A 24,294-nucleotide genomic window follows, 5' to 3' on the forward strand; every position below is an offset into this window, starting at 1 on the left:
CATTAACCTTCCCCACGGGCACGGACCAAGGTCGGTGTCGCAATTGCCTCCCCTCACCTATACTGTCGCGGACGGGTGGGTGAATGGTGCCGATGTTTGGGAGGTATTTAACACGACCTGCACGAATCTGGAGCGGGCTCTCGCTGGCCTGGCAGTTCGTGATCGCGGGCGGTATCGGCCTTCTGGCGGTGATGCTCGTGGTCGGGCTGTGGGTGACATCGCAGATCCGTGACGGGGTCCTGCACAATTCCGCCGCCACCACCGCGCTCTATGTCGACAGCGTGATCGCACCCTTGTTGCCCGATATGCGCAAGAGCCAGGAACTCGACGACACCGTCAAGCGCGCGCTGGACGAGACGCTGGGCCAGGGCGCGCTCGGGAAAAGGCTGGTCTCGTTCAAGCTGTGGCGGCGCGACGGAACGATCCTCTACTCCAAGGATGCCAGTCTGATCGGCAAGCAGATCAGGCCCAACGCCAACCTCATCGCCGCTTTCGCCGGCAACGTCATGGTCAAATACAACAGGCTCGAGGACGAGGAAGACGACAAGGAGCGGTCGATGGGCGTTCCGCTGCTCGAAATCTACAACCCGGTGCGCGAGCCGTGGTCCGGCGAGGTCGTGGCTGTCAGCGAATTCTACGAATTATCCGGCGACTTCGAGGAATCGCTTCACTCAGCTCTGCTGTGGACATGGCTGGTGGTGGCGGCCGCCACCGCCGCGGCGCTTGCCCTGCTCTCCGGCATCGTTTTCCGCGGCAGCCGCACCATCGTCACGCAGCAGGCTGCGCTCGAGGCCAAGGTTTCCGAATTGCAGACGGCCCTGGCGCAGAACTCGTCGCTGCGCCAGCGCGTTCAACGCGCCTCGCGCCGCGCCACAGCGATCAACGAGCGGTATCTGAGGCGCATCGGCGCCGACCTGCATGACGGACCGGCGCAACTGGTGGCGCTTGCCGCGCTGAGGATGGACAGCCCGGCGCTGGTCGACCCGGCCACGTCGAGCACGCTGCGCGAAGCCGAGATCGCCGGCATACACAAGACACTCGGCGAAGCGATGCGCGAGATACGCGGCATCTGCAACGGGCTGGTGCTGCCGCAGATCGAGGCGCAGGCCATCGCCGACATTTTGCGGCTGGCGGTAGCCGAGCATGAGCGCCGCACCAGCACCAAAGTGTTGCTAACCCTGCCTGAGCGCTTGCCGGAACTCGGCACCTCGGAAAAGATAAGCGTCTATCGCTTCGTGCAGGAAGGCCTGAACAACGCCTTCCGGCATGGCAAGGGCAAGGGCCAGCAGGTCAGAGCCACGACGAAGGGCGGCAAGCTTTTGGTCGAGGTATTGGATTCCGGTCCCGGCTTCGACCCGGCCCGAAGCGAGGGCCTTGGGCTTGCGGGCCTCAGGGAACGCATCGAAAGCATAGGCGGGCAGTTCGAGACGCTGTCCGGCCCGGAAGGAACAAGACTGGTGATTGCCTTGTCTGTCGAGGAGCAACCGTGAGCACATCCATCCGCATCGCAATAGTGGACGACCACCCCCTGTTTCGCGAGGGCGTGGCGCGCAGCCTCGGCGAAATCGGCGGCTTCGAGCTTGTCGGCGAAGGCGCCAGCGCCGAGGACGCCGAAAGGCTGGCGCGCGCCAGCACGCCCGATATTCTCCTGCTCGACATCAGCATGCCAGGCGGCGGTCTCAACGCGCTCGCCAGTATCCTTTCAGCGATGCCCGAACAGAAGATCGTCATGCTCACAGTATCGGAGACCAATGCCGATGTCGCCCAGGCGCTGAAGGCCGGCGCGCGCGGCTATGTACTGAAAGGCGTCGGCTCCAAGGCGCTGGCCGAGATTCTGCGCGATGTCGCCAACGGCCAGAGCTACGTATCGCCGAGCCTTTCGGCCAGGCTGCTCTCCGACCTTTTGCAGCCCACCGGCAGCAAGCCCGATCCGCTCAGTCAGCTCACCGGCCGCGAGGCCGAGATCCTGAAACTGGTCGCCGAAGGGCTGAGCAACAAGGAGGTAGCCGCCCGGCTGTCGCTGCAGGAGAAGACGGTCAAGCATCACATGACCAGGGTGCTCGCCAAGCTCAACGTGCGCAACCGCACCGAGGCTGCGCTGCTGATGCATGAGGCGAGGGAAAGGCACTAAGGCACTGGGGAATTGGACAAGAGAGGACTCTTCAGTTCTTCAGTTCTTCAATTCCCCAGTTCTTCAATTCTCAACGCTCACAAGTTCAGCAGGCGCGACAGGTCCTCCTCCGTCGCCTGCCGTTCGATGATGGTGCGGCCTTGCGCATCCGTCATCTCGAAACGGCCGTTCTGGACCTGCTCCTTCATACCGTTGCGATGAATGACGGTGACCTTATCGCCGTCGATCGAAAGCGTGTCGCCGGTCGCGGCATTGGTGTAGCTATTCTTGCCGCCGGGATTGGTGTTGCCCTTGCCGCTGTTGTTGCCCGGCCCGGCATTGGGGTTGCTCGCGCCGGCATTGCTATTGCCGTTGTCGCCCTGGCCATTGCTGTTGCCGTTGTCGCCACTATTGCCGGAATTCGAACCGCCGGCCGATCCCGAATTACCGCTGCCGCCGCCTCCACCACCGCCGTTCCCCCCGTTGCCGCCATTGCCGTTACCGGCGGCGGTGGCTGCGGCAATCCTCGGCGCGCCGTCAAAGGTGATGTGCCAGGGCGCAAAGATCAGCGCCAGCGCGCTAAACACACGCAGCGCGAGCCAGGCGAGCCTGCTGAAGGGGCGGTTTCGCATATCTTCTCTTCGTTCCGGTCCCACTTCCGCATGGCTGAAGCTCGCTCACGGCACAGACGAGGCGGAACCGGTGTGTTGATCCGGCGAGAATTCACATTCCGGCGGGGCGACGAAAGCGGCCCACGACCCTTGCCCCCACCCGTCGGACCATTTCGGGCGCCATAGCTGACCAATGTCGCAACGGACAGGCTTTCCCGGGGCAAAAAATTACCCCCGCACGAAGGCGGGGGCAAGGTGAGTAGCCAAGTTCCATCGCAAGACGATCAGGACCGCAGAGACGAAGCAAAAGGTGGCAACCTGATTTTGCAGCGCTGACCTTCGGTCCCTTAAGATCTAATCCGGATAAAACCTCACTCCCACAAACTCTGTCTCACAAATTCTTCAGGCGATTGAGATCGGCCATGGTGGCCCTGCGGTCGACGATGGTGCGTCCGTACTTGTCTTCCATCCTGAACCGACCGTTCTCGATCGTCTCCTTCATTCCATTGCGGTGCGTGACCTGGATGCTGTTGCTGGTGGCCTCGACCTTGTCGCCGGTAACGGCGTTCACATGACTATCGACATCCGCGGTACCTGCCGCGCCGGCGCTGCTGCTCGCGCCGTTATTGCTCTTGCCGTTGTTGCTGCCGCTATTGCTGTTTCCGTTGTTGCCGCCGCTATTGCCGTTTCCACTATTGCCGCCGCTATTTCCGCCACCGTTCCCGCTGTTGCCGCCGCCGCTTCCGTTTCCACCACCGCTGCCACCATGACCACCGCCGCCTTTGTCGGCATAGGCCTTGGTCACGACGAGACCATCGACGGAGAGACTGACAGGCGCGACGACAAGCGCCAACGCAGCCAGCGCTGGCAAGACTAGCCTGCAGCCCCCGCGCGATGCGCGCATTCGGTTCTCCTCATGCCAGCCCTTCAGCCCGTCGGCCGAACTACCCCACCGGCAATATCGCGGCATAAGCATCCCCAATCAGCAGTGCATAAGGAAGTGGCCCACGACCCATGTCTTGTCCACTCGGACCTATTGCAATTTTGTTATAGGACTTAGGTCTTATTTCAACCACCGGATGCGGTCGGATGTTGCCGCCACGGGGGTGTTTTTCCAAAGCCAACCAATCCCTTAACGAGCTGCGGGTGCCGAAGCGGTTCACCGTTTCACGGAAACGGCAAACCATCGCACGTCCTTGTTTCGAGGCAGCTCAGGATGGATTACCGCAGCGAGGCGCCGAGCCTGCCGTTTCGCGCATTGTCCGGGATTGCCCCGGTCCGAAAGATGGATTCAGGCCGGCAAAGGCACCGGCCGCCGCGCCGCGACCGCCGTGCCGAAGGCGGCGGCAATGACGGCGGCGACGCCCGCGCATTGCAAAAGGTTGAGCTTCTCATGCAGAAACAGGAAGCCGGTCAGCGCGCCGCCCGCCGGCTCCAGGCAAACCAGCATGCCGTAGACCTTGGCCGGCATGCGCGCCAGCACCAGCATTTCCAGATAGAAGGGCAGCGCGCTGGAGAACAGGCCGACCACGGCCGCGCCCGCCATGATGTGCGGGTCGGCGAGATAGGGTTGAGCGGCGCTGAAGCCGAAAGGCAGCGCCAGCACAGCGGCGATCGCCATGCCATAGGCGGAGGTGCGCACGCCGAGCTCGGCGCCGGCCTTCTGCGCGAAGATGATGTAGAGCCCCCAGCAGGCGCCCGCTGCGAGCGCCAGCACCACCCCCAGCGGATCGAGCCCGCTTCTGGCATCGGCAAAGGGCGAGAGCAGCACGATGCCGGTTATCGCCAGCGCCACCCAGACGAGGTCGAGCAGGCGCCGGGAGCCGAGCATAGCGACGAACAGCGGCCCGGTGAATTCGAGCGCCACGCAGATGCCGAGCGGAATGCGCTGGAGCGCTGCGTAGAACAGCATGTTCATGGCACAGACCGTGATGCCGTAGGCGGCGAGCCAGGGCAGGGTTTTCCGCGAGGGCAGCACCTTCCAGGGCCTCAGCACCGCCGCCAGCATCAGCGCGCCGATGGCGAGCCTCAGCATGGTCGTGCCTTCCGAGCCCAGCACCGGGAACAGCCCCTTGGCAAAGGCGGCGCCGACCTGAACCGACAGGATGGCGCCGAGCAGCCCCAGAACCGGCATTGCGCCGACATGGGTTTCCGGCTTCGCGGTCTGCGTCAAGGTCAATCCTGGCTCCATCCCTGGTTCGGGAACGGAGATAGGGCGCGGGCACCGCGCTGTCGTGAGGCAGTGCGGGGCGGATGGTGGGACAAGGATTAATTAGGTGGAACGTCCGAGAGGCTGGCGGGACAGCACCCCCCTCTGCCCTGCCGGGCATCTCCCCCGCAAGGGGGGAGATCAGATGTCGCTATCGCTTTCGCCAATCACCAACGTTGCAGGAGAAGCGCAGCGATAAAACCGCCAATCTCCCGCCTTGCGGGGGAGATGTCCGGCAGGACAGAGGGGGGTGTGCGGGAACGAGGCGTTGCCAGATGCACGCCCCGCGCCTTCCCGAAATGCTTCACCCCGCCATGGCGAGCGGCGCGGCACTCTTGTTGGGGATCTGGATGTCGATCTCCAGCGTCGACATGGTCGCGCCGCGGTCCATCGAGACCTGGAGGTAGTCCTGGTCGATCTGCACATGCTTGGCGATGACCGCCATGATCTCCTCGCGCAGGATGGAGACGAGATCCGGCTGGCCGCGGCTCTGGCGCTCATAGGCGAGCAGCAGCTGCAGCCGCTCGCGCGCCACCGGCGCGCTGGTGCGCCGCTTGAAGAGATCGAGGATGCTCATGCGGCCCTCCTTCCGAGAAGCCGGTCGAGGAAGCCCTTGCGTTCGAAGGGGACGACCACCGGCAGGTCCTCGCCTTCCAGGCGTCTTGCCGCTTCGAGGTAAGCCTTTGCGGCACCATTGAGCGGTTCCGAGAGCGTGACGGGCGAGCCGAGATTGGAGGCCCGCAGCACATCCTGGCTTTCCGGGATGATGCCGAGCAGCGGCGTCGAGAGGATCTCCAGCACGTCGTCGATCGACAGCATCTCGCCGCGCGCGGCGCGCGCCGCGTCATAGCGCGTGACCAGCACGTGTTTTTGCACCAGCTCGCCTTGCTCGGCCTTCATGGTGCGGGCGTCGAGCAGGCCGATGATGCGGTCGGAGTCGCGCACCGACGAGACTTCCGGATTGGTGACGATGACCGCCTCGTCGGCGAAGCGCATGGCGAGCTGGGCGCCGCGCTCGATGCCGGCCGGGCTGTCGCAGAAGACATAGTCGAACACCGATCGCAGCCGGGCGATGACTTCCGCCACGCCCTCTTCGGTCAGCGCGTCCTTGTCGCGCGTCTGCGAGGCGGGCAGCAGGTAGAGAGTCTCCAGCCGCTTGTCGCGGATCAGCGCCTGCGAAAGCTTCGCCGTGCCCTGGATAACGTTGACGAGGTCGAACACCACGCGGCGCTCGGCGCCCATGATGAGGTCGAGGTTTCTCAGGCCGACGTCGAAATCGACCAGCGCCACCTTCTTGCCTGTCCTGGCCACGGCGGCGCCGAGCGCGGCCGTCGAGGTTGTCTTGCCGACACCCCCCTTGCCCGATGTGACCACGACTACCTTGCCCATATATCCAGCCTCCATTGGCGGTTTTTATTCTCTGGCCGTGCCAGGCACGGCGGGATCTTTCGCTTTTGGTGCACATCGTTCTCCCAAGACCGCTGCAACTGGGGGCGACATGCACTGATAACCTTCGCACGCGAAACCGGTCCGAAGCTTGCGGCCAAGAACTCAGCCGAGCGGCACCACGCACAACGCATCATTGTCGAGGAAGGCCTGCACGGCCTTGCCGCGCGACACCCCTTCCATCTCCTCGGCCGTGGTGTACCAGCCGTCGACGGCGAGCAGCTCGGCCTCGTTCTTGCGGCAGAAAATGCGCGCCGAAATATTGCCTTCCGAGCCGGCGATCGCCCGGCCGCGCAAGGTGCCATAGACATGGATCGAGCCGCCGGCGACGATTTCCGAGCCGGACGCGACCGAGCCCAGCACGATCACGTCGCCATGCGGGTGGAAGACCGACTGCCCGGAGCGGATCGGCGCCTTGATCATCAGCGTGCCGGCGGCAGGCGCCGGCACGGCGCCCTGCCCTGGCTTTTCCGGTTCGGTCTGGGCCGACTCGATCCTGACCGCTTCCAGCCTTGCCAGTTCGGGATCCACAGGCTCATCGCCGGTCGCCTGCAGAACCTCGGCAGGCGCCGCCGCCTGGATAGTTTCCCGGGTCACCTCGGCCTGCTCCCCGGCGACGGCCATTTCCAGCTCTTCCGCCCGCGCCTTGCGCGCGGCCCTGCCAAGCAGGCCCTCGGCGGTCGCCTCCTTGGCGCCGGCCAAGAGCGGCGGCAATTCAGACCCGAGCTCGGCGCCTTCGAGCTCGATGGCATAGACGCGGATGCCGCGCGAGCCGAGCACGCCGACAAGTGCTGCGATCTCCTCCGGCCCCGGTTGCAAGGTGTTCAAATCCAGCACCACCGGGCGGCCGTTGAAATAGCCGGGCGAATTGGCGATCCAGCGATCCAACCCCTCCAGCCAGTCGGCGATCGGCGCTTCCGGCGTCAGCGTGAAAGCGACGAAGGAACGGGCGCGAAAGCGGATCGATTTGTTGTGCAAAGGGGCGGCGAAGGTCACGTCCGGGCGAATCCTTACTCAATGGTTAAAGGGTGCCGGGCTAATGGTTAACAAAAGGTTAATTTCGCGGGTGTCGACCGTTAAGGATATGGCGCGGCTAAGTTTTGTGGCGGGGCGGTCACAGGCTCCGCGTGGGCGTCGCGAATGCTGGCAGCGCCATGCGCGGACCAGTCGGGCGTGTGAAGCGGCTAATATACGAAGCGACGCGCGCGGACCATCTTCTTGCCCGGAACTTTCCACTCTCTTCAGGGAGGAGACGGGCATGGGCATTGACCGGCTAGACAGCAAGCGAGCAGGCAAGACAGGTGCCGCAATGGCAGCCCTGATGGTGCTTGCAGGATGCATGACGCACCAGCCGAGCGGAATAGACGCATACCAAACGAGCAGCACAGACCAATGGCTGACGACCGCCGACGCGGACAAGGTCGTCAGCGCGATGAGCGCCAAGGGAATGATGCCGGCGACCATCGACTGCCGGTTCGACAACACCGCGCCAGGCCAGGTGGCCTACCGCTCGAAATTCACCTGGAAGCAGGCGTCTGCCAACACGCGCTACCACTGGGAAGTCGGCGACCCGACCTACCTCGCAAGCAAGGAGGTCGCATCCAACAGGGCGGGTCTGAGGCGGGTGTTCGCGAAGACCGCGCGGGACCCGGCGACGGGACAGAAAGTCGGCTGCTCGATCTGGGCGAGCAGCAGATAGAGAAGCGAATTGCTGATCGGCGATCGGACCTCTGCACAAGTCGCGGTCGGCAGCTCAACGGCTCTCATTTGCTGCGGTTTTGCTGGCCAGACAGTAAACAAAGGCGCACGATACGATCTCGCTGGTGCGGCGAGGACAGTCCGGCTTGATCTCTTGCTGAGTAGGTCGGGCTGTCCAGGAGCCTCTCCTTGGTCTTGCATGCGAGTGGGGCCTTTGCTTGCGGCTGGTTTCCCGCCGACTGCCTCGTGTCGTATCACTCAAGCCTATCTTTGCGTTCGCCCACCCGTTCGCCCACAACAAACAGTGCTTGCCATGTTGCGCGCCGCGGCCTAAGCGCAGTGATGGCAAATGAAAAATTCGACCAGTCGGTGACAATCATCGTTGATCCGGCCGGCGGACGGGAGGCAATCGGCGATGCCGCCGCCTGCCTGGACTTCCTGCTTCGAAGATGGCGCGGCAAGCGAAGCGACAAGCACCGCGCAGCCATTCAGGCCTGCACGGATGCAAACAGCGGGCGCCGACCGGCTTCATTCGCGCGCAAGGCGTTCATAGCAGCCGCCCGCGAGGCGGCCATTCTCGTGACGCCTTAAGGCTGCTCGCGCGGTCTGAAATTCTTACTTTCGATGTCGATGATCTCGCCGCAATTTTCACACTCCATCTGGGTGTGAGCGCGTATCCAGCCCACACGCGTTTTCGCCTGGTGATGGCACCGCGGGCACTCCACATCGATTTCGAAGTGATCGGACTCTCGTTGTGTCATTGCGGTTCCAAGGCCGGCCTGCCTAACGCGACATTATCGGTTGTCAGTGCTCCCCTCCCGCTCGTCTTCCGGATCCACCACTTTCTCTTTCGCCACCTTGGCCGCGAGCTTCGCCTCTTTCTTTGCCGCCTTCGCCTGATCGCGTTTGCTGCGCTCGTATCGGTAGTTGGGTTTCATCGCCATGGTGTTTTTTCCGGTTTAGGCAATTTGCGCCTTGGGATTTGGACATGCCCAGGAGCGGGAAGACAGTTCGCGAGACATAAGGCCCAAGCAAGAGGCACTTGTCAGGCGGCCATCATGTCAAATCAGGCGATTGCGTTCTGCGATCTGACGTGCCCGCCGCAAGGTGCCGTCAGTGTCGGCGAGCTTGCGCCTTGCTGCCTCGTCCTTCCTGACCGTCAGCCGCGCGGACATGATGCTTGAGGGACTGACGATCGGCTTGATCGCGGCGGGCGGCGCCTCGGGGGTTTTCATGGAACGCATCGGCATTATCCTTTCTTGTAGCAGCCAGGGCTAAGGCTATTCGCGGCTGCGGGTTTTCCCTGCGAGATCGGCTTCCTGCCTATCGGAAGCCGGAAGCCGTGAGCGTGTAGGAGTTTCGGCGCTCGCGCGCATATGCTTTGCTGGCGGCATCCTGGATGGAACTGCGCAAGGCGTCCAATGCCGAAAGATATGCCATCTCGGCCGTTTCCTTGCCCCCAGCATCGCCAAATGTCCCAAGGACCTCGACCTCGACGAAGAAGCGGACCTGGAACATACCATCATGGCCAATGAAGCAGACGGCGCGGCGCGTTTGATCGAAACTCCGGCTGGGATTTGGAAAGGCGAGCGTCATGGGTTGCCCACCCGTGTTTCAGGCTGTTCAGCTGCTGCCTGCCGGGTTCTATTCCATTCCTTTCGAGCCTCGACGTTGCGACGGTTGAGATTCAGCATGCTCGTCGTCGCATGCGCACGCGCCAGCCCGACCATCGGAGCGCCGTCGACATGCGCCGGAATTCCGGTGAAGACATGGCAGACGGTCCAGGAATGATCCGCTTCGACGCGGCGGCCGTATTGATGATCCCTGAAGGCGTGACCCGACAAGCCTCTGTTGTTTGGGGAACAGCCGGATACGGCCTTGTGGCCCGCCTCGGTCTCGCCGTTGGCAATGGACCTGTTCATACCTGTCTTTCCTCGCCTTCCTGCGCGGCGATAATCTCCGAATAAAGCGCCGCGCCGTCAGCTTCGGAGATCGTGACCGCATCCGGCCACTGCGGCATGTTCAGCGTCCTCGCCAAAAGCCGCGCGATCTCGATTGCATCGTCGAGATCGGTTGCCAGCACCGTCTCGCGGCCGATGACGGCATGTGCGTCATCGCTGACGCGCGTGCGATAGAATTCGATCACGACCTTCATCGAGACTCGCCGCGCGACGACATCGAGCCCTTCGCGCCGAGGCCGGCGCCTTGATTGAACGGGCGCTTAGGCCTGATCGGAATTCTTCCCTGCTTCGGCGTCCTCATTTCGCGATTGGAGCGTTGCCGTCCCTTGGCCATGTCCGAACGTCCTTTCGATCAGCATCAGGCCGGGATCCGAGGCCGGGGTTCCGGCCGATTCCAGCCTGTCCTCGGTCACCACGCGCTCATGCGGTTCGGTGTCGCTGCGGATGCGGTATTGCGGCGAGTTTTCTTTTGGCGGCAGCGTGCCGGTGACGTGGTAGACCTCCGAGGTCAATGTCCGGAAATCTCCCTTCAGACGGACCGCCTGTCCGATGTCGAACAAGCGCGGCGGGGCGCCGTGCCGTATCGGCCGTGTGTTGCGCTGCATAAGGCTTGTCATGGTTGTCTCCGGTCGTCTTCAGCGCCGCCTCGAGAGAGGCCGGTTGATCGATGCTTTTACCGTGCGAACCCCATTGTGCGGAGGATCGCCGGCAGGTGAATGAAAGAGGCCGCTTTGCGTCGCGGGAAAGACCCTTCCGGGCCTCCTCGTCGAGATCGGTAGATACTCTGCGGTCGCGGCGCGCCCGAAGCGCGGCAGCACCAAGGAGAGCCGAAGCAGACGACGGTGGACGCGATGCGAATGGCCACGGTTGCGGCTTTCCCATGAAAACTTGCTAGGATGGGCTTCCGCGTTATTTCAGTCGAACCGCTGGAACGATTTGCGGTGCTGCCAGTACATCCGTGGTCAGCGCCCTGCGTCGTTCCAGGGTTCAAACGAGCAAGCTGCCGCGCCGGACCGGCGCAACGCTTCGCTATCGAAAATTCGGAAAAGGATTGGCGCGGCTCCGACGGGGCGAAAGCCAAACTCAACCAAATCAACACTTTTTGTATGCGCCTCAATTGCGCTCAAAGCAAGACTTACGCGTCTATTATTTTTTTCCCGGGTAAATAGAAATCTCGGGTCCGGGCCTGAAAAGCGGCAAATCGATTTGCAGGCGCTTACCAAATTCCTGAAATCTTCGGATTATTTCGCCAAACATTTTTGAGCTTCCCTGGGATTATTTTTTCGGTCCCATCCGCCACAACCAAAGCCGTCTACACGACGACAGGCTTGGCCCAGAAAAAGGCCACCGAAAATCCGGGCACATAGCGCCTATATCGTCGTCCGGCCACCGCTTCCTCCGAGGCGTTTGCGTTAAAACAGGTCACTCCCCGGACGCCACCTTGGGCTCCGCGCGAGACCCGCGACCCTCCGACCGGGCCAAGCCGCGGATGGCCGGGCCGTTGAGCACCGTACCGTCCGGCGCGAACTGCGAGCCGTGGCAGGGGCAATCCCAGCATTGCTCGGTCGAATTCCAGTGCACGATGCAGCCGAGATGCGTACAACTGGCCGAATGCCGGTGCAGCTTGCCGTCGCGGTCGCGGCACACGGCGAACTTGCTCAAGCCGTCCTGCAGGATGCCGCCTTCGCCAGGCTTGAGGTCGCCGGCCGACTTGACCTCGCCGGGCAGCAAGTAGCCGGCGAGGTTCTTCACTGTTGTAAGGTTCTCATTGACGTAGTGCGCGAGCGCGGCGGGCGGCTTCCGGTCGGGAGCATAGACGGCTTCCCATGGGTTCGATCCGTCCACGATCAGATCGCGTATCAGCAGTCCGGCCAATGCACCATGCGTCATGCCCTGGCCGGAGTCGCCGGTGGCCATGAAGACGTTGCCGTTGCCGGGGCTTCGGCCGATGAAGCCGCAATAATCGATCGTTTCGAGAACCTGACCGGACCACCGCGCTCTTTCTCCGCCAAGATCGGGCACCAATGCCCTGATCCATGCTTCAAGCGCGGCAAAGCGCGCCTCGCCGTCATCCGCTTCGCCCGATTTGTGATCGCGGCCGCCGGCGATGAGACAGTCCGTCTTGCCGGGGCCGGGATTGAGGCGGACGTAATAATAAGGATCGTCCATGTCCCAGTAGAGGGCATCCGGGAGGGTTCCCCTGGCGATCTCGAAAGCCATGGCATAGGTGCGGTAAGGCGCCATCTTGCTATGGATCTTGACCCATGTGTTGATCGGGGAATTGGTGGCAAACACCGCGTTCGAAGCCGTGACGGTGTGGCCGCCGTCGCATTTCAGGCGAACCTGCTCCCCCTCCTCGATCTCGACCACGGCACTGTCGGCGAATGCCTTGCCGCCTCGCTTCTCGAAATCAGCCAGCAGGGCGCGCAAATATTTCAGCGGGTGGAAGGTGGCCTGTCCGGGATAGCGCAGGACGGGCGCCGATTCATGACCCTTGAGCGGCACGCCTTTGCCATGTTCAGCCTCGGCACCGATCTTTGCCGCAGCCGCATACTCCTTATTGCATTCTCTGGCGGCCTGCTTCTCGTCCATCCATGCGGCCGGGAAAAGGAAGCCGTCCAGCCGCCGGAAATCGCAGTCGATCTCCAGGCTGGCAACGTGCCGCTCGATGCGGTTGACGGCGGCTTGCTGGCTCTCCTGAAATCCGCGCGCCAGAGCCTCGCCGCGCATGTCGATCAGCGCGCTCAAGCCATCGTCGCAGATCGGCGCCAGATGGGCGGTCGTGCGCGATGTCATGCCTCCGAGCAACGGGCCGCGATCCACGAGCACCACCTTGCGCCCTGCCAGCGCCAGTTCATAGGCAATCGAAATCCCGGCGATGCCGGCTCCAACGACGGCCACGTCGCAATGCTCGTCTTGCTCGAGGCGGGGAGCGCCGGGCAAGCTGGCGTCGAGCATCCAAAACGATCTGGTCGCTTCGCTGCTGACGTTCATCGCGCGCCCCGTCGAGACGATATCGGATGGCCAGCGACCAATGCTGCGCAGCGCGGGTTGTAGGTCATCGTGACCGGCTCCATCCTCGCGGCTAGGTGCTCTTGAGCGTTCCGTTCATCCCGTTCGGGTAAAAGCCGCCCTTGCTGACACCCGATTGGTCGGTCAGATAAACAATGCGCAGCACCTCCTGCGGCGTCCTTGTGAAGGCAATCGCATCGGGCGTTGAAGGAACGAAGTTGGCCTTGCCGTCGACGCGAATGCCCTGGTCCTTGTCATCGGGCCCGTCGATCTTGTCGCGTGCGTCGGAAATCGCATTCGCCGCCTTCCAGGCCTTCTCGCCCATGCGATAGAGCGACGACCGCGCCATCCCCATGTGGTAGGCCTCGACCGCGAGAATTCCAGCCGCGGCTGCCAGGAATTCCTTGTTCTTCAGGACGGTTGCCGCACCGGCGTAGGCGGTGACGCCGACATCCTCGAACAGCATGCCGCCAAGCACGAAGTTCATCTGGTTGCCGAAGGGGTCGAAGTCGGCACCGAGCCCGGCCGCCTTGGCGACCGCGGCAAAGCCGGCATCAAAATCGATCGCCGGCCGGTCCACCGCATTCGACGCCAGGGTCTTGCGGTAGAACCTGACATGGGCAAGTTCATTTTCCGCGACTTCCCGCAAAAATTCAGCCAGTGCGGGTGTTTCGAAGGGAACCTTCTTGCCGCCGACGACGTCGCCGGGCTTGGAACCGGCATCTGAATCGTCGATGCCTTTTCCTGTGGTGCCCCGGAGGTAGTATTCGGCCTCCATATATTCCAGGTTCAGCGCGAACCGGAAAATGTCTTCGTCCTTTATGTCATCTTGTGCGAAAGCAGGCGAAACGGGGGCGACGCCGGTCGCTGAAGCGAGCGTCGCTCCAAGACCAATTTGCAATGCGCCGCGGCGAGAAACATGAAGTGAAGGGGTGGCATGGATCATAGCTTCCTCCCGAAGCCCGCCATGAACCGGTGTGGCCTCAAACGAGCGGGCCGTCCTGTCAACTCCGCCAAACGCGGAATGTTCCTGAACCGAGCCGGTATGGTTGTGGACCCGGGCGATTCGATGGGCGTGCCGGCGTGACTCCCGGGCTGCGGTTCCTCTATAGGACGAGCTTCACGTCCGACGCCGGATCCATTTCATGGCCCTCCTCCCCTCTCTCCGCGCCGCCCTCCCCAACGCCACCATCTGGGACGCCGCCGAGCTCGCCTCGCGCGATCCTGGCTTCGACACCCGCAATTTCGGCGCCTCGGCTCTGGTGCGTCCGCGCGATGTCGAAGAGGTCGCGGCGCTGGTGAAATTCTGTTCGGAGCGTGGCATCAGTCTTGTCGCGCAGGGCGGGCGCACCGGGCTGGCGGGCGGAGCAGCCACTTCCCAAGGGCAGGTGATCTGCGACCTTGGCGGGCTTAACAGAATAGAGGACATCGATCCGTTCACGCGCGTGGCGATCGTGCAGGCGGGCGTGACGCTGGGCGCGCTGCAGGAGGCGGCAGCCCAGCATGGGCTCGACCCGGGCATCGACCTTGCCGCGCGCGGCAGCGCCACGATCGGCGGCATGGTTTCCACCAACGCCGGCGGCATCATGGCCTTTCGCAACGGCACAATGCGCCACCGCGTGCTTGGCTTGGAGGCCGTGCTGCCGGACGGGCGGTTGTTTTGCGATCTCACCCGGGTGCTGAAAACCAGCGCAGGCTACGATCTGAAGCATCTCTTCATCGGCGCGGAAGGCACGCTCGGCATCGTCACCCGCGTGGCGCTGCGGCTCGATCCGGTGGCCGGGGCGAGTGCCACCGCGCTTGTCGGCGTGCCGAATGCGGCCAGCGCCCAGCACATCGTGCGGCATTTTTTGACCTCGACCAGCGCGAGGCTCACCGCCGCCGAGATCCTGTGGCGTAATTTTGCGTCCCTCATGCAGCGGTCGCTGAACTATGCCTCGGGCAGCCTGCCGCTCGATGCGCCCTGTCTGCTGGTGCTGGGCCTAGGCGCCGACTCGATCGAGGCGGCGAGAAGCGCGCTCGAGGGCGGGCTGGCGGCCATCTGGGAAGAGGTCGGCATCGTCGACGGGCTGGTCGCGAGCTCCGAGGGCCAAGCCGCAGCGATGTGGCGGCTGCGCGAGGAGACTGTTGAGATCGAGCGCGCGCACCCTATGGCGCCCTCGTTCGACGTCTCCGTGCCGGCCGGCGCGCTGGACGCCTATGTGGCGCGCATCGAGGCGGGGCTGAAGAAGCTCGACGCCTCATATGCGCCCTATGTCTACGGCCATCTCGCCGACGGCAATCTGCACATCTCCCTCAATTGCGAAGGGCCGGTTCCATATGAGCGGCATGAGGCGATCGAGGACGTGCTCTATGAGGGGCTGCGCGAGGCCGGCGGTTCGTTCTCAGCTGAGCATGGGGTGGGGCTGGAGAAACGCGAGGCCTATGAGCGGCATGCTGATCCGGTTAAGCGGGATTTGGCGAAGGCGATCAAAGAGTTGATCGATCCGGGCAATGTGATGAATCCGGGGAAGGTCGTGGGCTGAGTTTGGCGGGGGCGCGCGAGAGGCTAGAGCGAACCTGCCTGTGTCGCAGCCCCTCTCCGGTCGCTTCGCGATCACCTCTTCGCTGTCGCGGGCCAGAAACACTACTCGCACTGGCGGCGCGGGCCGCCGTCGAAGGGCTGGTAGGTGTTGTCCTGCGGATCGTAGGAGCGGTAGCGGCTGAAGCAATCGTCGATATGGGCGGCCGAGATCTGCCGGCCCTGTGCCCGCACGGCCCCGGCCTCGGGCGAGATCTCTTCCGGCGGGCCGCCATAGGTGGTGACGTAGCCGTCGCCCGACGGGGCGTAACCTTCCATCTCGGCCTGGTCGTCGCTCGTCTGATCATCGGCCGCGGCGGGTTGCCGATCATCCGCTACCGCTTGACCACCCTGGCCTTGCCGATCGTTTGAGCCGGTCGAGGCGGTGCGGTCGCCCATCGGGTCGTAATAGGGTGAGATGCAAGGGCGCAGCTCGCCGCTGTAGGCGCGGTAGCTGTTTTCCGCCGGACGGTAGCTGCGATAGCGGGCCGAGCACCATTGCAGATGGGCCACGGGCAATTGCTGCTCGGCCTGCCGATCGGCCGGAGCCGGCTGGGAAGGCTGGGTCGCGTCAGGCTCGGCCGCGGGCTGGTTCGGCTGAGCGGTCGTGGGCTGCAACTGCTGCGGCTGCGCGGGTGCGGTCGGCGCCGCGAGCGTCGCCGTCTGCACTGCGCTGTCGGTCTTGGCCGGCTCGCCCCCTGGGGCGGGCGCGACGGCAGCCTGCTGGGCGGGAATGCGCTGAAGATTCTGCTTTTGCGGATCGACCGGCTGAGCGTCCTTGGTCCAGAGCTCGGAAACGCCGATCGCCGGGGTCGCCTGGCGCACTGGCTTGGCGGCGAGCAGCCAGGTGGCGAAGGCGAGCCCGCTGGCGAACACGGCAAGGGTCAGCACGAAGCCGCCGACAATTCCCAACAAAGCCTTCATGCCGAACTCCTTTAGTCCCCGCTGATAGAATGCGAGGCGCGGAATCCGGTTCCCACAGCAAGAGGGCGATGTTGCGACCCGGCGGTAACAAACGAAGGCCCCGCGTGCTCCGGGGAGGAGCACGCGGGGCTTCGAGAGGATCGCTAGGTGAACCCAGCTGGGGACTAGGCAGCTAAGGGACTTTACGATGATCCAAACGGATCGATGACAGTGTCGCGCCTTTGCTACGACGCCGCATCGTGCAAACAGAGGAATAAAAGCAGGTCGTTCACATGGCAGTCCCACGCCTCGGACTCGCAGCCGGCGGCGGCCGGTCAGGCCCGGCAGAATGCCCCAACGAGGCGGCCGGGCCGCGCCCGAGCGGCATGCGGGCACTCAGCAGTCCGCCACCACCTCGCTGTAGCTCCTCGCCTTCCCGTCCTGGCCGCGAATGCGCCACGTTTCGCCGTCCCGCCCCTCGATATGGCTCGCCGCCAGCGGCACCTTGCCGCCGCCATCCGGCAGATCGATGACATAGGTCGGATTGCAGATTCCGGATAAGCGCCGGCGCAGTTCCGCGACCAGCGCCTGGCCGTGGGCAATCGTCGTGCGGCGATGCGCCATGCCGCGCGCGAGGTCGCCGTGGTGCAGGTAATAGGGTTTTACGCCGAGACGGTACATCAGCTCGCGGCAGAGCTCCTCCAGCACCTCGACCTTGTCGTTGACGCCTTTGAGGAGAACGCTTTGGTTGAGCAGCACGAAACCTGCCTGGCGCATCGTGCGGCAGGCCGCCTCGGCTTCGGCGGTGAGCTCGCGCGGATGGTTGAAGTGCGTGACAACCGTCACCATCAGCCGGCCCTGCAGCGCCTCGACCAAGCCGGAGGTTATGCGCGACGGCAGCGCCACGGGCACGCGGGTGTGGATGCGCAGAAGCCTGAGATGCGGGATCGCCTCCAGCCGGGCGCGGATCTCGGCCAGCGCCTTGTCCGGCAGCGACAGCGGATCGCCACCGGTCAGGATCGCCTCGCGGATTTCCGGGTGCCCGGCGATGTAGGCCAATGCCGGCTCCAGCGCTTCGCTTGTGTAGCCGCGGCCGATCGAGGTCAGCGATTCCTTGCGGAAGCAGAAGCGGCAATAGACCGCGCATTGATAGGTCGGGAACAAAAGCACGCGGTCGGCGTGGCGGTGCGTCAGGCGCGGCACCGGGCTGAAGGCATGATCGCCGATCGGGTCGTCGAGCTCGCCTTCGGTGGCGACGAGCTCGCCCGGCGACGGGATCGCCTGGGCGCGGATCGGATCGTTGGGGTCGCTCCAGTCGATCAGATCGAGATAGGGTTTGGGCACGCGCACCTTGTGCGCGGCGGCGGCTTGCTGCGCGGCTTCGCGCTCGGCGGGCGAGAGTGGCAGTGATGCAAGGTCGCGGACTTGGCGCACGCCGGCGCGGATGTCGTCCTGCCAGGCGGCGTCGGGCGCGGCCGGCAGTTTGAGATTAGTGGTCATTGCGGTTCTCTGGTTCGCCGTCCCTATCGGCCGGATGGTCGATGTGGTCAACCGCATACCGCCTTACGCCGTGTTGGGAACTTGGAACTCTCACCGCTTGAGCTTCGCAATCGCCTCCGCCGTCACCGGCGTGAAGCAAGCAGCTCGGCGAAATCCTCGGTGTAGACCGTGAGCTTGATGCCCGTGACTGTCTCGTAGAAGTCGACGAGCCGCTTGCCGCAAGGCATTCAACTGCCGCAAGGCTAGATATCGGCGTAGATCTCCAGCACATTGCCGTCGGGATCGCGAAAGAAAAGCGTGCGGTGACCCCAGGGCCGGTCGGTCGGCCCACTTTCGATCGCCACGCCCTTCTCACGCAACGTCTCGGCGCATTGGTCAACCTGGCTGGGCGTCACCCGGAAGGCGAGCTGCATGGAGAGCGCGCCCGCCGGGGTCGGCAAGTCGTTGAACATCACGCCGCGCTCAGTGAGCGCCAGCAGGCACGAGCCGACCTGGTAGGCGATCCAGCTCTCGCCCAGGCTGGAGTGGACGCGAAAGCCCATCACGTCCTCGTAGAAACGCCGCATCTCCTTCATGTCGCGGGCGAAGAGGACGGTGTAGTCGATATTCCTGATGTTTTTCAGCGCATTCATTTGCGGAATCCTTGTCTGGCGCCGCGTTCCGACGCGGCGTGAATGTCGATGCGCTGCCTTATTATACTGGTAGCAAGGTGGTACAAGACGAGCGGCGCTGCTAGTAGCGTCGCCACCCCCTTCGAGGCACGAGCATGCTGGAACAGACCACCGAGATGGACAGGCGTAAGGAACTCGGCCGCTTCCTGCGCGCCATGCGCGAACGCGTCGAGCCGTCACGGCATGGCATCCGCACCGGCACGCGACGGCGCGCAAGCGGGCTGCTGCGTGAGGAAGTCGCGCTGCTCGCAGGGATCAGCGCCACCTGGTACACATGGCTAGAACAGGGCCGCGAGGCCAATCCTTCCGCGCAGGTGCTCAATGCGCTCGCCGACGTGCTGGACCTCGTGCCTGTGGAACACCAGCACCTGTTCAAGCTCGCAAAGCCGGAATGGCGGCCTGAGGCGACGCCGCTCGAAGGCCCCTCGCCCGATCCGCGCATTGTCGGATTGCTCGCCACGCTCTCGCCCAACCCGGCCTATGCGCTCAACCGCGCCTGGGACTTCATTGCCTGGAACGACGAGGCGGCGGATTTGTTCGGCGGCTTCGATCAGGACGATCCCGCAAGGCGCAACCTGCTGGCGCGGTTCTTCCTCGATCCCGCCTGGCGCGGCCTGTTCGCCGACTGGGAAGTGGTAGCTCGCTCGGCGATCGCGCAATTCCGCGCCGCGACCGTCGAATACGCGTCTGCTGCCGACATCCGCGCCGTGCTCGATCCACTCAAGGCGCTGAGCCCCGACTTCGCGCGCCAATGGGCCGAGATGCGGGTCGAGGAAGCGCCGATCTGGTCGAAGCGGATGGTCGGTCCGAGCGGCGAAATCAGGCTCTATGATTATTTTATGCTGACGCCCGTGGGCGTGGGCAAGGAGATAACGCTGAGCCTTTATCGGAAGCGTGGATAAGGAGCTCCCCGTAAGACGGGGAGAAAGACGCTGCCGCAATCGACCAGCGCCCTCCTTTCATGCAATCTCCTCCGGCGGCGATCATGGGGAAATGATCCGCCGCCGAGGGAGGATTGCCATGACCGACACGCCAGCGGCGCTGCCGCGCTATGAGGATGCCGTTGCGCAATTCCGCATCGAGGACGAGATCGCACGCCTCCACGGCGATCCGGCGACCGGCATCAACGCCTATGTCGAATGTTGCGGCCGCTATACCGGCGAAAACCGGCTGGCGCTGCGCGCGATCTCGGCTGCCGGTGAATTGCGTGAATACTCCTTCGACGATCTGGCCGACATGGCGGGCCGCGTCGGCACCCTGCTCAAAGGTCTCGGCGTCGGTCCCGGCGACGTTGTCGCCGGCATGCTGCCGCGCATTCCCGAATTGGTGGCGCTGATCCTCGGTACGTGGCGGGTCGGCGCTGTGTACCAGCCGCTGTTCACCGCTTTCGGGCCGAAGGCCATCGAGCATCGCCTGAACTACAGCAAGGCGAAGCTGGTGGTGACCAACCCCGCAAACCGCGCCAAGCTCGACGAGGTGGAAAACCGTCCGCGCATCGCCACCATCGTTGGGCCCGGCGACGCCCTTGCAGCAGGCGACGTCGATTTCCGCGCGGCGCTCGCGGCTGCCTTCCTCGATAGCGAGCCGGTCATGCGCAAGGGCACCGACCTGTTCATGATGATGTCGACCTCCGGCACGACCGGGCACCCAAAGGGCGTGCCGGTGCCGCTCAACGCGCTGCTTGCCTTCGGCGCCTATATGCGTGACGCGATCGGGCTTCGGCCCGACGACATCTTCTGGAACATCGCCGATCCCGGCTGGGCCTATGGGCTCTACTACGCCATCACCGGGCCTTTGCAGCTCGGCATCGCCACCACCTTCTACGAAGGCGCGTTCAACGCCAAATCGACCTACGACATCATCGAGCGTCTGGGCGTCACCAGCCTGGCCGGCTCGCCGACAGCCTATCGCCTGCTAATGGCGGAAGGGCCCGAGGCCGCGGCCCGTCAAGGGCAGGCTGCGCGTGGTGAGCAGCGCCGGCGAGCCGCTCAATCCGGAGGTGATCCGCTGGTTCGACGCGCATCTTGCAGCGCCGATCCACGATCATTACGGCCAGACCGAGAACGGCATGATGGTCAACAACCATCATGGTCTGGCGCATACGGTTCGCGCCGGCTCGGCCGGCTTTGCCATGCCCGGCTACCGCATGGTGGTGCTGGACGAGGCAGGCAACGAACTCGGCCCCAACCAACCCGGCGTGCTGGCGGTCGATATCGCCAACTCGCCGCTGCGCTGGTTCGACGGCTACCACCAGGCGGAAACGCCGGCGATCGCGGGCGGCTACTACCGCACCGGCGACACGGTGGAATATGAGACGGACGGCTCCGTCTCCTTCATCGGGCGGGCCGACGATGTCATCACCTCGTCCGGCTACCGCATCGGACCGTTCGATGTCGAAAGCGCGCTGATCGAGCATCCGGCGGTCAACGAGGCGGCCGTCGTCGGCGTGCCCGATCCGCAGCGCACGGAGATCGTCAAGGCGTTCGTAGTGCTGGCGCCCGCCTTCAAGGGCAGCGGGGCGCTAGCCGAGGAACTCGCCCAGCATGTGAAGAAGCGGCTGTCTGCGCATTCCTATCCGCGCGAGGTCGAGTTCGTCAGCGAACTGCCGAAGACACCGAGCGGCAAGATCCAGCGGTTCTTGCTGAGGAAGGCCGAGGTGGAGAAACGCAAGCCGGAATAAAGATTTGGCTCTCCATGATTTCCGCCACGCAAAAGCCGCCAAGTCGGGCGATGGCTCCCAAGGGCTTTGATCGCTGATTTGGGGTTGCAGCATGCGGTTGGTCTTGACGCTTCTCATTGCGCTGGCGGGCAACGCGGCATATGCCGCTTCGCCGGAAGATGATTATATCGCCGCGCGCGACAAGGCGATCGCCGATATCACCGCGCAGGAAAGCGCCAATACGGCGATCGAAACTATCGATGCCCAGAACGAGAAGGCGCTGGCCGACCTCCAGCAGCGCCTCGCCGCCATCCTCGGTCCGCTCTCCGTCAAAGGCTTTCCGGCGACCGGGACCATCAATGTTCAAAGCCTCAACGCTTCCGATATCGGCTACGGCATGCTGGACGGGCTGCGATATGCGCAGAGCGACGACGGCCCAAGCATCGTCGCCTCGACGCGCGGGTTGACCGAGCGCTGGCTCAAGTCCAAATCGTCCGAAGCGGAAGCGGATTTCAAGCTGCCCGCCGACATCGGCGCGGCGTTGAAGCTCGACAGTTTCTACACCCAGGCCATCGGCAGCGACGCGGCATTCTCGGGCACGCTCGACTTTTCGTTGAAGAAGCCCGACGGCGCCGATGCGGTGGTCGCGCGGCTCGGCGGCTGGACCCAGGATGTCGGACCGATCTACGATCAGCACGTCGTCGTGGCGGTCGTCAAAGGCGACCGCGTGCTGATTGCCGAGGCACCCGCCTCGCCCGCCGTGCCGAAGATCGCGGCCTGCGATTCAATCTGGGCAGCCGCCGACGCCGCCGCGCAGAAAGCCCAGCAGGCCGACCAGGGTTCGGACCAGGACGATCCGCAGGTCTCCGATCCCGCCAACGCCGCCTGGGAAAAGGGCGACGCCGACTACCGCGCCTGCATGGCCCAGCGCCTGCCTGGCGACCCGTCCTTCCCGGCGCTGTTCAAGCAGGCGCAGGACCTTGCCGACGACATGGCTGGGAAATAGTCCGCCAGGGCAATTCCAGGAAAGCGCAGCGGCTCTCGAAGTGGAGCGGTTTCAAACCATAGAGATAGAGCGGGCCGGCGCTGTCGAAGCCGAGCCGCTCGAAACCCTCAGCCTCCGTTCGCCCGCATGTTGCGCCGAGAAACGCGCCGCGCGACGGGGCGCGCCGCTTCCGCGATGATCCCGTTGGTTTGAGGCGCGGCATCCATGCGCGACCTTGCGTCGGTCACCCGATGCAGGCGCTCGTAAGGCAGCAATTCCCGGATGCGGGCGTTGAGCGCTTCGACTTCGGCGCGCAAATCCTCGCATTCCTGCTTCTGGATATCGAGCTGGATCTGCTCCGACGCCTGCTGCAGCGAAAGCCGTGAGAAATTGGTGCTGACCTCGGACAGGTTCTTCTTGTCGGCTTCGCTCTCGTCCTTGAGAACGGCGAGCCTTTTCTCCGCAATCTGGCGTTCGGTGACGGCGTCGTTCAGCTGCGCCTTTAGCCTGGTGATCTCGTCCGTGGCTTCGCCATTGTCGGTCGAGACCTTATCCAGACGCGACTGCAGTTCCTGGATCTCGGCACGCAAACCGCGCATTTCCGCGTGGCTGCGTGCCAATTCGGCGGTGCTGTCGCTCTCGGCGATCCGCGCCGCCTCGATTGTTTCGGCAAGCCTGGCCTGCGCTGCCTCGAGCGCTTTCTGCAGCCGGGTTTCTTCCTTTTCGTGGTTGCCGATTTGAGCCATCAGTTCGGCGATGTGGGCGGTTTCGCTGGCGTGGGTTGCCGCGAACTCGTCGAACTTGTGCCGGGCCTCCGCCTCGCGCTTTTGCGCCTGCTCCAGATCGACCGAAAGGCCAACCTGCTTTTCGCGCAGCAGCTTGTTCTCGGCGCCGCGCCTGTCGACTTCGACGGTCTTGGCCGTCAGGGCTTTGACGATCTCGCCGAACTCCGTCTCGCGCCTGGCGGTCTCATTGCCCATCTCCACCAGCTCCAGGCGCACCGCCGCAAGCGCCGAGCGCAGCTGCTCCCGGTCCTGGACGAGGCTCGCCTCGCGCTGCTGCCACGCTTCGGCCGCGCCGTCGCGTTCGCGCTGCCGGCGGGCGGCGTCAAGCAATTGTTCCGACAATGTCTTGTGTTCGGCGGTGAGAGCGAGGTTTGCCAGCTCCAGCTCGTTGGAGCGCAACACGTCGCGATGGAAGACGTTGAGGACTTCGCGCGTCATATGATGCGCAGTGGCGATCTCCGCCAGCTTTGCCTCGATCTCCTGCAGATGGGCCTGCCCGTCCCGGAAAAGCCCGGTGACTGCCTCCAGGGCGGCCAGCCGCGTCTGGGTATGCGGTGTCAGCCGCGATGCCGTTGCGTCGGACGGCTCTTCGGCCGGCGGATTCTCGTCGCTTGCCACCAGTTCCCGGCCGGCGACGGCGTCGTCTTCCGACGGCGGCTGTTCGTCATCTTTCAGAACGTCCTCGAACGCCTCCGCCAGATCCGATTGGAGTTCCTGAAATTCCTTATCGACGTCCTCGGCCCGCTTGATCAGAGACTTGAAATTCATCACGGCACATCCCTTACGCTCGACGACACATCTTTTTACGCTCGCCCCCGGGCGTACTTAACGAATTACTAATCTATCGCGTTACCTTCCGTTCGGGAAGCCTGTGCAAAGGAAACCAAAATTAAGGTTATCGCCGGTCCCAATCTGATGCGGATCCGCGCTAGGTGAGCCCCTCGTCCGTTCCTAACATATGTTAGCTTTCTCTCCGGGTAGGTGCTGAAAGCATGCGCAGCAGAAGGGAAAGACAGCGAGCTGCTTGTCATCATTCAGATGAGCGATGCGAAGACTTCTGGACGGAAAAAAGAAGCTCCCGCCGTATAAATTTTCTCTTCCTCGGCCGCCCATGATCGATCGAGTGGAGTTGCTTGCGCGAGCATCCGGTTGCCGTGGCTCTATGGGAGTCGACGCGGGAGGCG

General features: G+C 63.9%; 25 protein-coding genes and 1 pseudogene. 8 read left to right on the forward strand and 18 right to left on the reverse strand.

All coding sequences use genetic code 11. From position 1 onward, the window contains the following. Positions 1–92 precede the first annotated feature (92 nt). Positions 93–1,490: a sensor histidine kinase gene (locus LB552_RS22850; protein ID WP_224610445.1), complete on the forward strand. Its 1,398-nt coding sequence runs from the start codon at positions 93–95 to the stop codon at positions 1,488–1,490. Beyond that, positions 1,487–2,131, forward strand: coding sequence for a response regulator (locus LB552_RS22855; RefSeq protein ID WP_095770095.1), 645 nt, complete (start codon positions 1,487–1,489; stop codon positions 2,129–2,131). Before LB552_RS22850 ends, LB552_RS22855 begins: the two co-directional genes overlap by 4 nt. A gap of 77 nt (positions 2,132–2,208) precedes the next feature. On the opposite strand, the gene LB552_RS22860 is transcribed toward LB552_RS22855, so the two are convergent. The 6 genes from LB552_RS22860 to minC form a co-directional block, all read right to left on the reverse strand. Further along, complete coding sequence (locus LB552_RS22860) at positions 2,209–2,742, reverse strand: hypothetical protein (RefSeq protein WP_224610446.1); 534 nt, start codon at positions 2,740–2,742, stop codon at positions 2,209–2,211. Positions 2,743–3,112: 370 nt separating this feature from the next. After that, entirely contained in the window at positions 3,113–3,625 is a 513-nt protein-coding gene (locus tag LB552_RS22865; protein WP_224610447.1) for a hypothetical protein, read from the reverse strand. Between the two features lie 387 nt (positions 3,626–4,012). Beyond that, the gene (locus LB552_RS22870) at positions 4,013–4,894 is read right to left on the reverse strand and encodes an EamA family transporter (RefSeq protein ID WP_224610448.1); all 882 of its coding nucleotides are present in this window, start codon (positions 4,892–4,894) and stop codon (positions 4,013–4,015) included. 340 nt (positions 4,895–5,234) lie between these two features. Next, a complete protein-coding gene (minE, locus tag LB552_RS22875; RefSeq protein ID WP_042638296.1) occupies positions 5,235–5,507 on the reverse strand; it encodes a cell division topological specificity factor MinE in 273 nt (90 codons plus the stop codon). Then, complete coding sequence (minD, locus tag LB552_RS22880) at positions 5,504–6,319, reverse strand: septum site-determining protein MinD (RefSeq protein WP_095770099.1); 816 nt, start codon at positions 6,317–6,319, stop codon at positions 5,504–5,506. The genes minE and minD overlap by 4 nt, the downstream gene beginning before the upstream one ends. A 162-nt stretch (positions 6,320–6,481) precedes the next feature. Continuing rightward, positions 6,482–7,372: a septum site-determining protein MinC gene (minC, locus tag LB552_RS22885; protein WP_224610450.1), complete on the reverse strand. Its 891-nt coding sequence runs from the start codon at positions 7,370–7,372 to the stop codon at positions 6,482–6,484. A gap of 262 nt (positions 7,373–7,634) precedes the next feature. Between minC and LB552_RS22890 the strand changes: the two genes are divergently transcribed. After that, the gene (locus tag LB552_RS22890; protein WP_224610452.1) at positions 7,635–8,075 is read left to right on the forward strand and encodes a hypothetical protein; all 441 of its coding nucleotides are present in this window, start codon (positions 7,635–7,637) and stop codon (positions 8,073–8,075) included. A 188-nt stretch (positions 8,076–8,263) separates the two neighbouring features. Then, complete coding sequence (locus LB552_RS22895; RefSeq protein WP_224610453.1) at positions 8,264–8,665, forward strand: DUF982 domain-containing protein; 402 nt, start codon at positions 8,264–8,266, stop codon at positions 8,663–8,665. A gap of 203 nt (positions 8,666–8,868) precedes the next feature. Here the strand turns inward: LB552_RS22895 and LB552_RS22900 are convergent, their stop codons facing one another. The 8 genes from LB552_RS22900 to LB552_RS22935 all read right to left on the reverse strand — a co-directional run bounded on the left by LB552_RS22900 (position 8,869) and on the right by LB552_RS22935 (position 13,993). Beyond that, positions 8,869–9,018: a hypothetical protein gene (locus tag LB552_RS22900; RefSeq protein WP_181181241.1), complete on the reverse strand. Its 150-nt coding sequence runs from the start codon at positions 9,016–9,018 to the stop codon at positions 8,869–8,871. 117 nt (positions 9,019–9,135) lie between these two features. After that, a complete protein-coding gene (locus LB552_RS22905; protein WP_224524755.1) occupies positions 9,136–9,318 on the reverse strand; it encodes a hypothetical protein in 183 nt (60 codons plus the stop codon). Between the two features lie 79 nt (positions 9,319–9,397). After that, on the reverse strand, positions 9,398–9,670 hold the full coding sequence (locus tag LB552_RS22910) for a DUF1488 domain-containing protein (RefSeq protein WP_224610454.1): 273 nt from the start codon (positions 9,668–9,670) through the stop codon (positions 9,398–9,400). Further along, positions 9,667–9,996, reverse strand: coding sequence for a hypothetical protein (locus LB552_RS22915; protein WP_224610455.1), 330 nt, complete (start codon positions 9,994–9,996; stop codon positions 9,667–9,669). The genes LB552_RS22910 and LB552_RS22915 overlap by 4 nt, the downstream gene beginning before the upstream one ends. Beyond that, on the reverse strand, positions 9,993–10,229 hold the full coding sequence (locus LB552_RS22920) for a hypothetical protein (RefSeq protein WP_224610457.1): 237 nt from the start codon (positions 10,227–10,229) through the stop codon (positions 9,993–9,995). Before LB552_RS22920 ends, LB552_RS22915 begins: the two co-directional genes overlap by 4 nt. A gap of 66 nt (positions 10,230–10,295) precedes the next feature. Then, the gene (locus LB552_RS22925) at positions 10,296–10,652 is read right to left on the reverse strand and encodes a hypothetical protein (protein WP_224610459.1); all 357 of its coding nucleotides are present in this window, start codon (positions 10,650–10,652) and stop codon (positions 10,296–10,298) included. An 805-nt stretch (positions 10,653–11,457) separates the two neighbouring features. Further along, positions 11,458–13,029: an FAD-dependent oxidoreductase gene (locus LB552_RS22930; protein WP_224610461.1), complete on the reverse strand. Its 1,572-nt coding sequence runs from the start codon at positions 13,027–13,029 to the stop codon at positions 11,458–11,460. Between the two features lie 91 nt (positions 13,030–13,120). Continuing rightward, positions 13,121–13,993, reverse strand: a complete 873-nt coding sequence (locus LB552_RS22935) for a ferritin-like domain-containing protein (RefSeq protein ID WP_224513233.1) — start codon at positions 13,991–13,993, stop codon at positions 13,121–13,123. A gap of 199 nt (positions 13,994–14,192) precedes the next feature. Between LB552_RS22935 and LB552_RS22940 the strand changes: the two genes are divergently transcribed. After that, on the forward strand, positions 14,193–15,572 hold the full coding sequence (locus LB552_RS22940) for an FAD-binding oxidoreductase (RefSeq protein ID WP_224607367.1): 1,380 nt from the start codon (positions 14,193–14,195) through the stop codon (positions 15,570–15,572). Between the two features lie 101 nt (positions 15,573–15,673). Here LB552_RS22940 and LB552_RS22945 read toward each other — a convergent pair whose 3' ends face one another. From LB552_RS22945 to LB552_RS22955, 3 genes are all read right to left on the reverse strand, one after another. Beyond that, positions 15,674–16,531 (reverse strand): BA14K family protein, encoded by an 858-nt coding sequence (locus LB552_RS22945; protein ID WP_224607365.1) that lies wholly within the window; start codon positions 16,529–16,531, stop codon positions 15,674–15,676. 375 nt (positions 16,532–16,906) lie between these two features. Beyond that, positions 16,907–18,010: a KamA family radical SAM protein gene (locus LB552_RS22950; RefSeq protein WP_224607363.1), complete on the reverse strand. Its 1,104-nt coding sequence runs from the start codon at positions 18,008–18,010 to the stop codon at positions 16,907–16,909. A 242-nt stretch (positions 18,011–18,252) separates the two neighbouring features. Beyond that, the gene (locus LB552_RS22955; protein ID WP_095767204.1) at positions 18,253–18,642 is read right to left on the reverse strand and encodes a VOC family protein; all 390 of its coding nucleotides are present in this window, start codon (positions 18,640–18,642) and stop codon (positions 18,253–18,255) included. Between the two features lie 134 nt (positions 18,643–18,776). On the opposite strand from LB552_RS22955, the gene LB552_RS22960 reads away from it, so the two are divergent. The 3 genes and pseudogenes from LB552_RS22960 (at position 18,777) to LB552_RS22975 (ending at position 22,346) form a co-directional block, all read left to right on the forward strand. Continuing rightward, positions 18,777–19,583, forward strand: a complete 807-nt coding sequence (locus LB552_RS22960) for a helix-turn-helix transcriptional regulator (RefSeq protein ID WP_224610464.1) — start codon at positions 18,777–18,779, stop codon at positions 19,581–19,583. Between the two features lie 118 nt (positions 19,584–19,701). Continuing rightward, positions 19,702–21,361 (forward strand): annotated as a pseudogene (locus LB552_RS22965) (acyl-CoA synthetase). 91 nt (positions 21,362–21,452) lie between these two features. Beyond that, entirely contained in the window at positions 21,453–22,346 is an 894-nt protein-coding gene (locus tag LB552_RS22975) for a hypothetical protein (RefSeq protein WP_224610466.1), read from the forward strand. Between the two features lie 107 nt (positions 22,347–22,453). Here LB552_RS22975 and LB552_RS22980 read toward each other — a convergent pair whose 3' ends face one another. Then, a complete protein-coding gene (locus tag LB552_RS22980) occupies positions 22,454–23,878 on the reverse strand; it encodes a hypothetical protein (RefSeq protein WP_224610468.1) in 1,425 nt (474 codons plus the stop codon). Positions 23,879–24,294: the final 416 nt, after the last annotated feature.

Origin of the sequence: Mesorhizobium sp. CA7, assembly GCF_020165015.1 — a bacterium.
Taxonomy (GTDB): Bacteria; Pseudomonadota; Alphaproteobacteria; order Rhizobiales; family Rhizobiaceae; genus Mesorhizobium.

Bases quoted from the DNA above. Each gene is read 5' to 3' on its own strand.
- LB552_RS22850 (WP_224610445.1), top strand. From the start codon at position 93: ATGTTTGGGAGGTATTTAACACGACCTGCACGAATCTGGAGCGGGCTC.
- LB552_RS22860 (WP_224610446.1), bottom strand. From the start codon at position 2,742: ATGCGAAACCGCCCCTTCAGCAGGCTCGCCTGGCTCGCGCTGCGTGTG.
- LB552_RS22865 (WP_224610447.1), bottom strand. From the start codon at position 3,625: ATGCGCGCATCGCGCGGGGGCTGCAGGCTAGTCTTGCCAGCGCTGGCT.
- minE (WP_042638296.1), bottom strand. From the start codon at position 5,507: ATGAGCATCCTCGATCTCTTCAAGCGGCGCACCAGCGCGCCGGTGGCG.
- minD (WP_095770099.1), bottom strand. From the start codon at position 6,319: ATGGGCAAGGTAGTCGTGGTCACATCGGGCAAGGGGGGTGTCGGCAAG.
- LB552_RS22890 (WP_224610452.1), top strand. From the start codon at position 7,635: ATGGGCATTGACCGGCTAGACAGCAAGCGAGCAGGCAAGACAGGTGCC.
- LB552_RS22900 (WP_181181241.1), bottom strand. From the start codon at position 9,018: ATGGCGATGAAACCCAACTACCGATACGAGCGCAGCAAACGCGATCAG.
- LB552_RS22905 (WP_224524755.1), bottom strand. From the start codon at position 9,318: ATGCGTTCCATGAAAACCCCCGAGGCGCCGCCCGCCGCGATCAAGCCG.
- LB552_RS22910 (WP_224610454.1), bottom strand. From the start codon at position 9,670: ATGACGCTCGCCTTTCCAAATCCCAGCCGGAGTTTCGATCAAACGCGC.
- LB552_RS22915 (WP_224610455.1), bottom strand. From the start codon at position 9,996: ATGAACAGGTCCATTGCCAACGGCGAGACCGAGGCGGGCCACAAGGCC.
- LB552_RS22920 (WP_224610457.1), bottom strand. From the start codon at position 10,229: ATGAAGGTCGTGATCGAATTCTATCGCACGCGCGTCAGCGATGACGCA.
- LB552_RS22925 (WP_224610459.1), bottom strand. From the start codon at position 10,652: ATGACAAGCCTTATGCAGCGCAACACACGGCCGATACGGCACGGCGCC.
- LB552_RS22930 (WP_224610461.1), bottom strand. From the start codon at position 13,029: ATGAACGTCAGCAGCGAAGCGACCAGATCGTTTTGGATGCTCGACGCC.
- LB552_RS22935 (WP_224513233.1), bottom strand. From the start codon at position 13,993: ATGATCCATGCCACCCCTTCACTTCATGTTTCTCGCCGCGGCGCATTG.
- LB552_RS22940 (WP_224607367.1), top strand. From the start codon at position 14,193: ATGGCCCTCCTCCCCTCTCTCCGCGCCGCCCTCCCCAACGCCACCATC.
- LB552_RS22945 (WP_224607365.1), bottom strand. From the start codon at position 16,531: ATGAAGGCTTTGTTGGGAATTGTCGGCGGCTTCGTGCTGACCCTTGCC.
- LB552_RS22950 (WP_224607363.1), bottom strand. From the start codon at position 18,010: ATGACCACTAATCTCAAACTGCCGGCCGCGCCCGACGCCGCCTGGCAG.
- LB552_RS22955 (WP_095767204.1), bottom strand. From the start codon at position 18,642: ATGAATGCGCTGAAAAACATCAGGAATATCGACTACACCGTCCTCTTC.
- LB552_RS22960 (WP_224610464.1), top strand. From the start codon at position 18,777: ATGCTGGAACAGACCACCGAGATGGACAGGCGTAAGGAACTCGGCCGC.
- LB552_RS22975 (WP_224610466.1), top strand. From the start codon at position 21,453: ATGCGGTTGGTCTTGACGCTTCTCATTGCGCTGGCGGGCAACGCGGCA.
- LB552_RS22980 (WP_224610468.1), bottom strand. From the start codon at position 23,878: ATGAATTTCAAGTCTCTGATCAAGCGGGCCGAGGACGTCGATAAGGAA.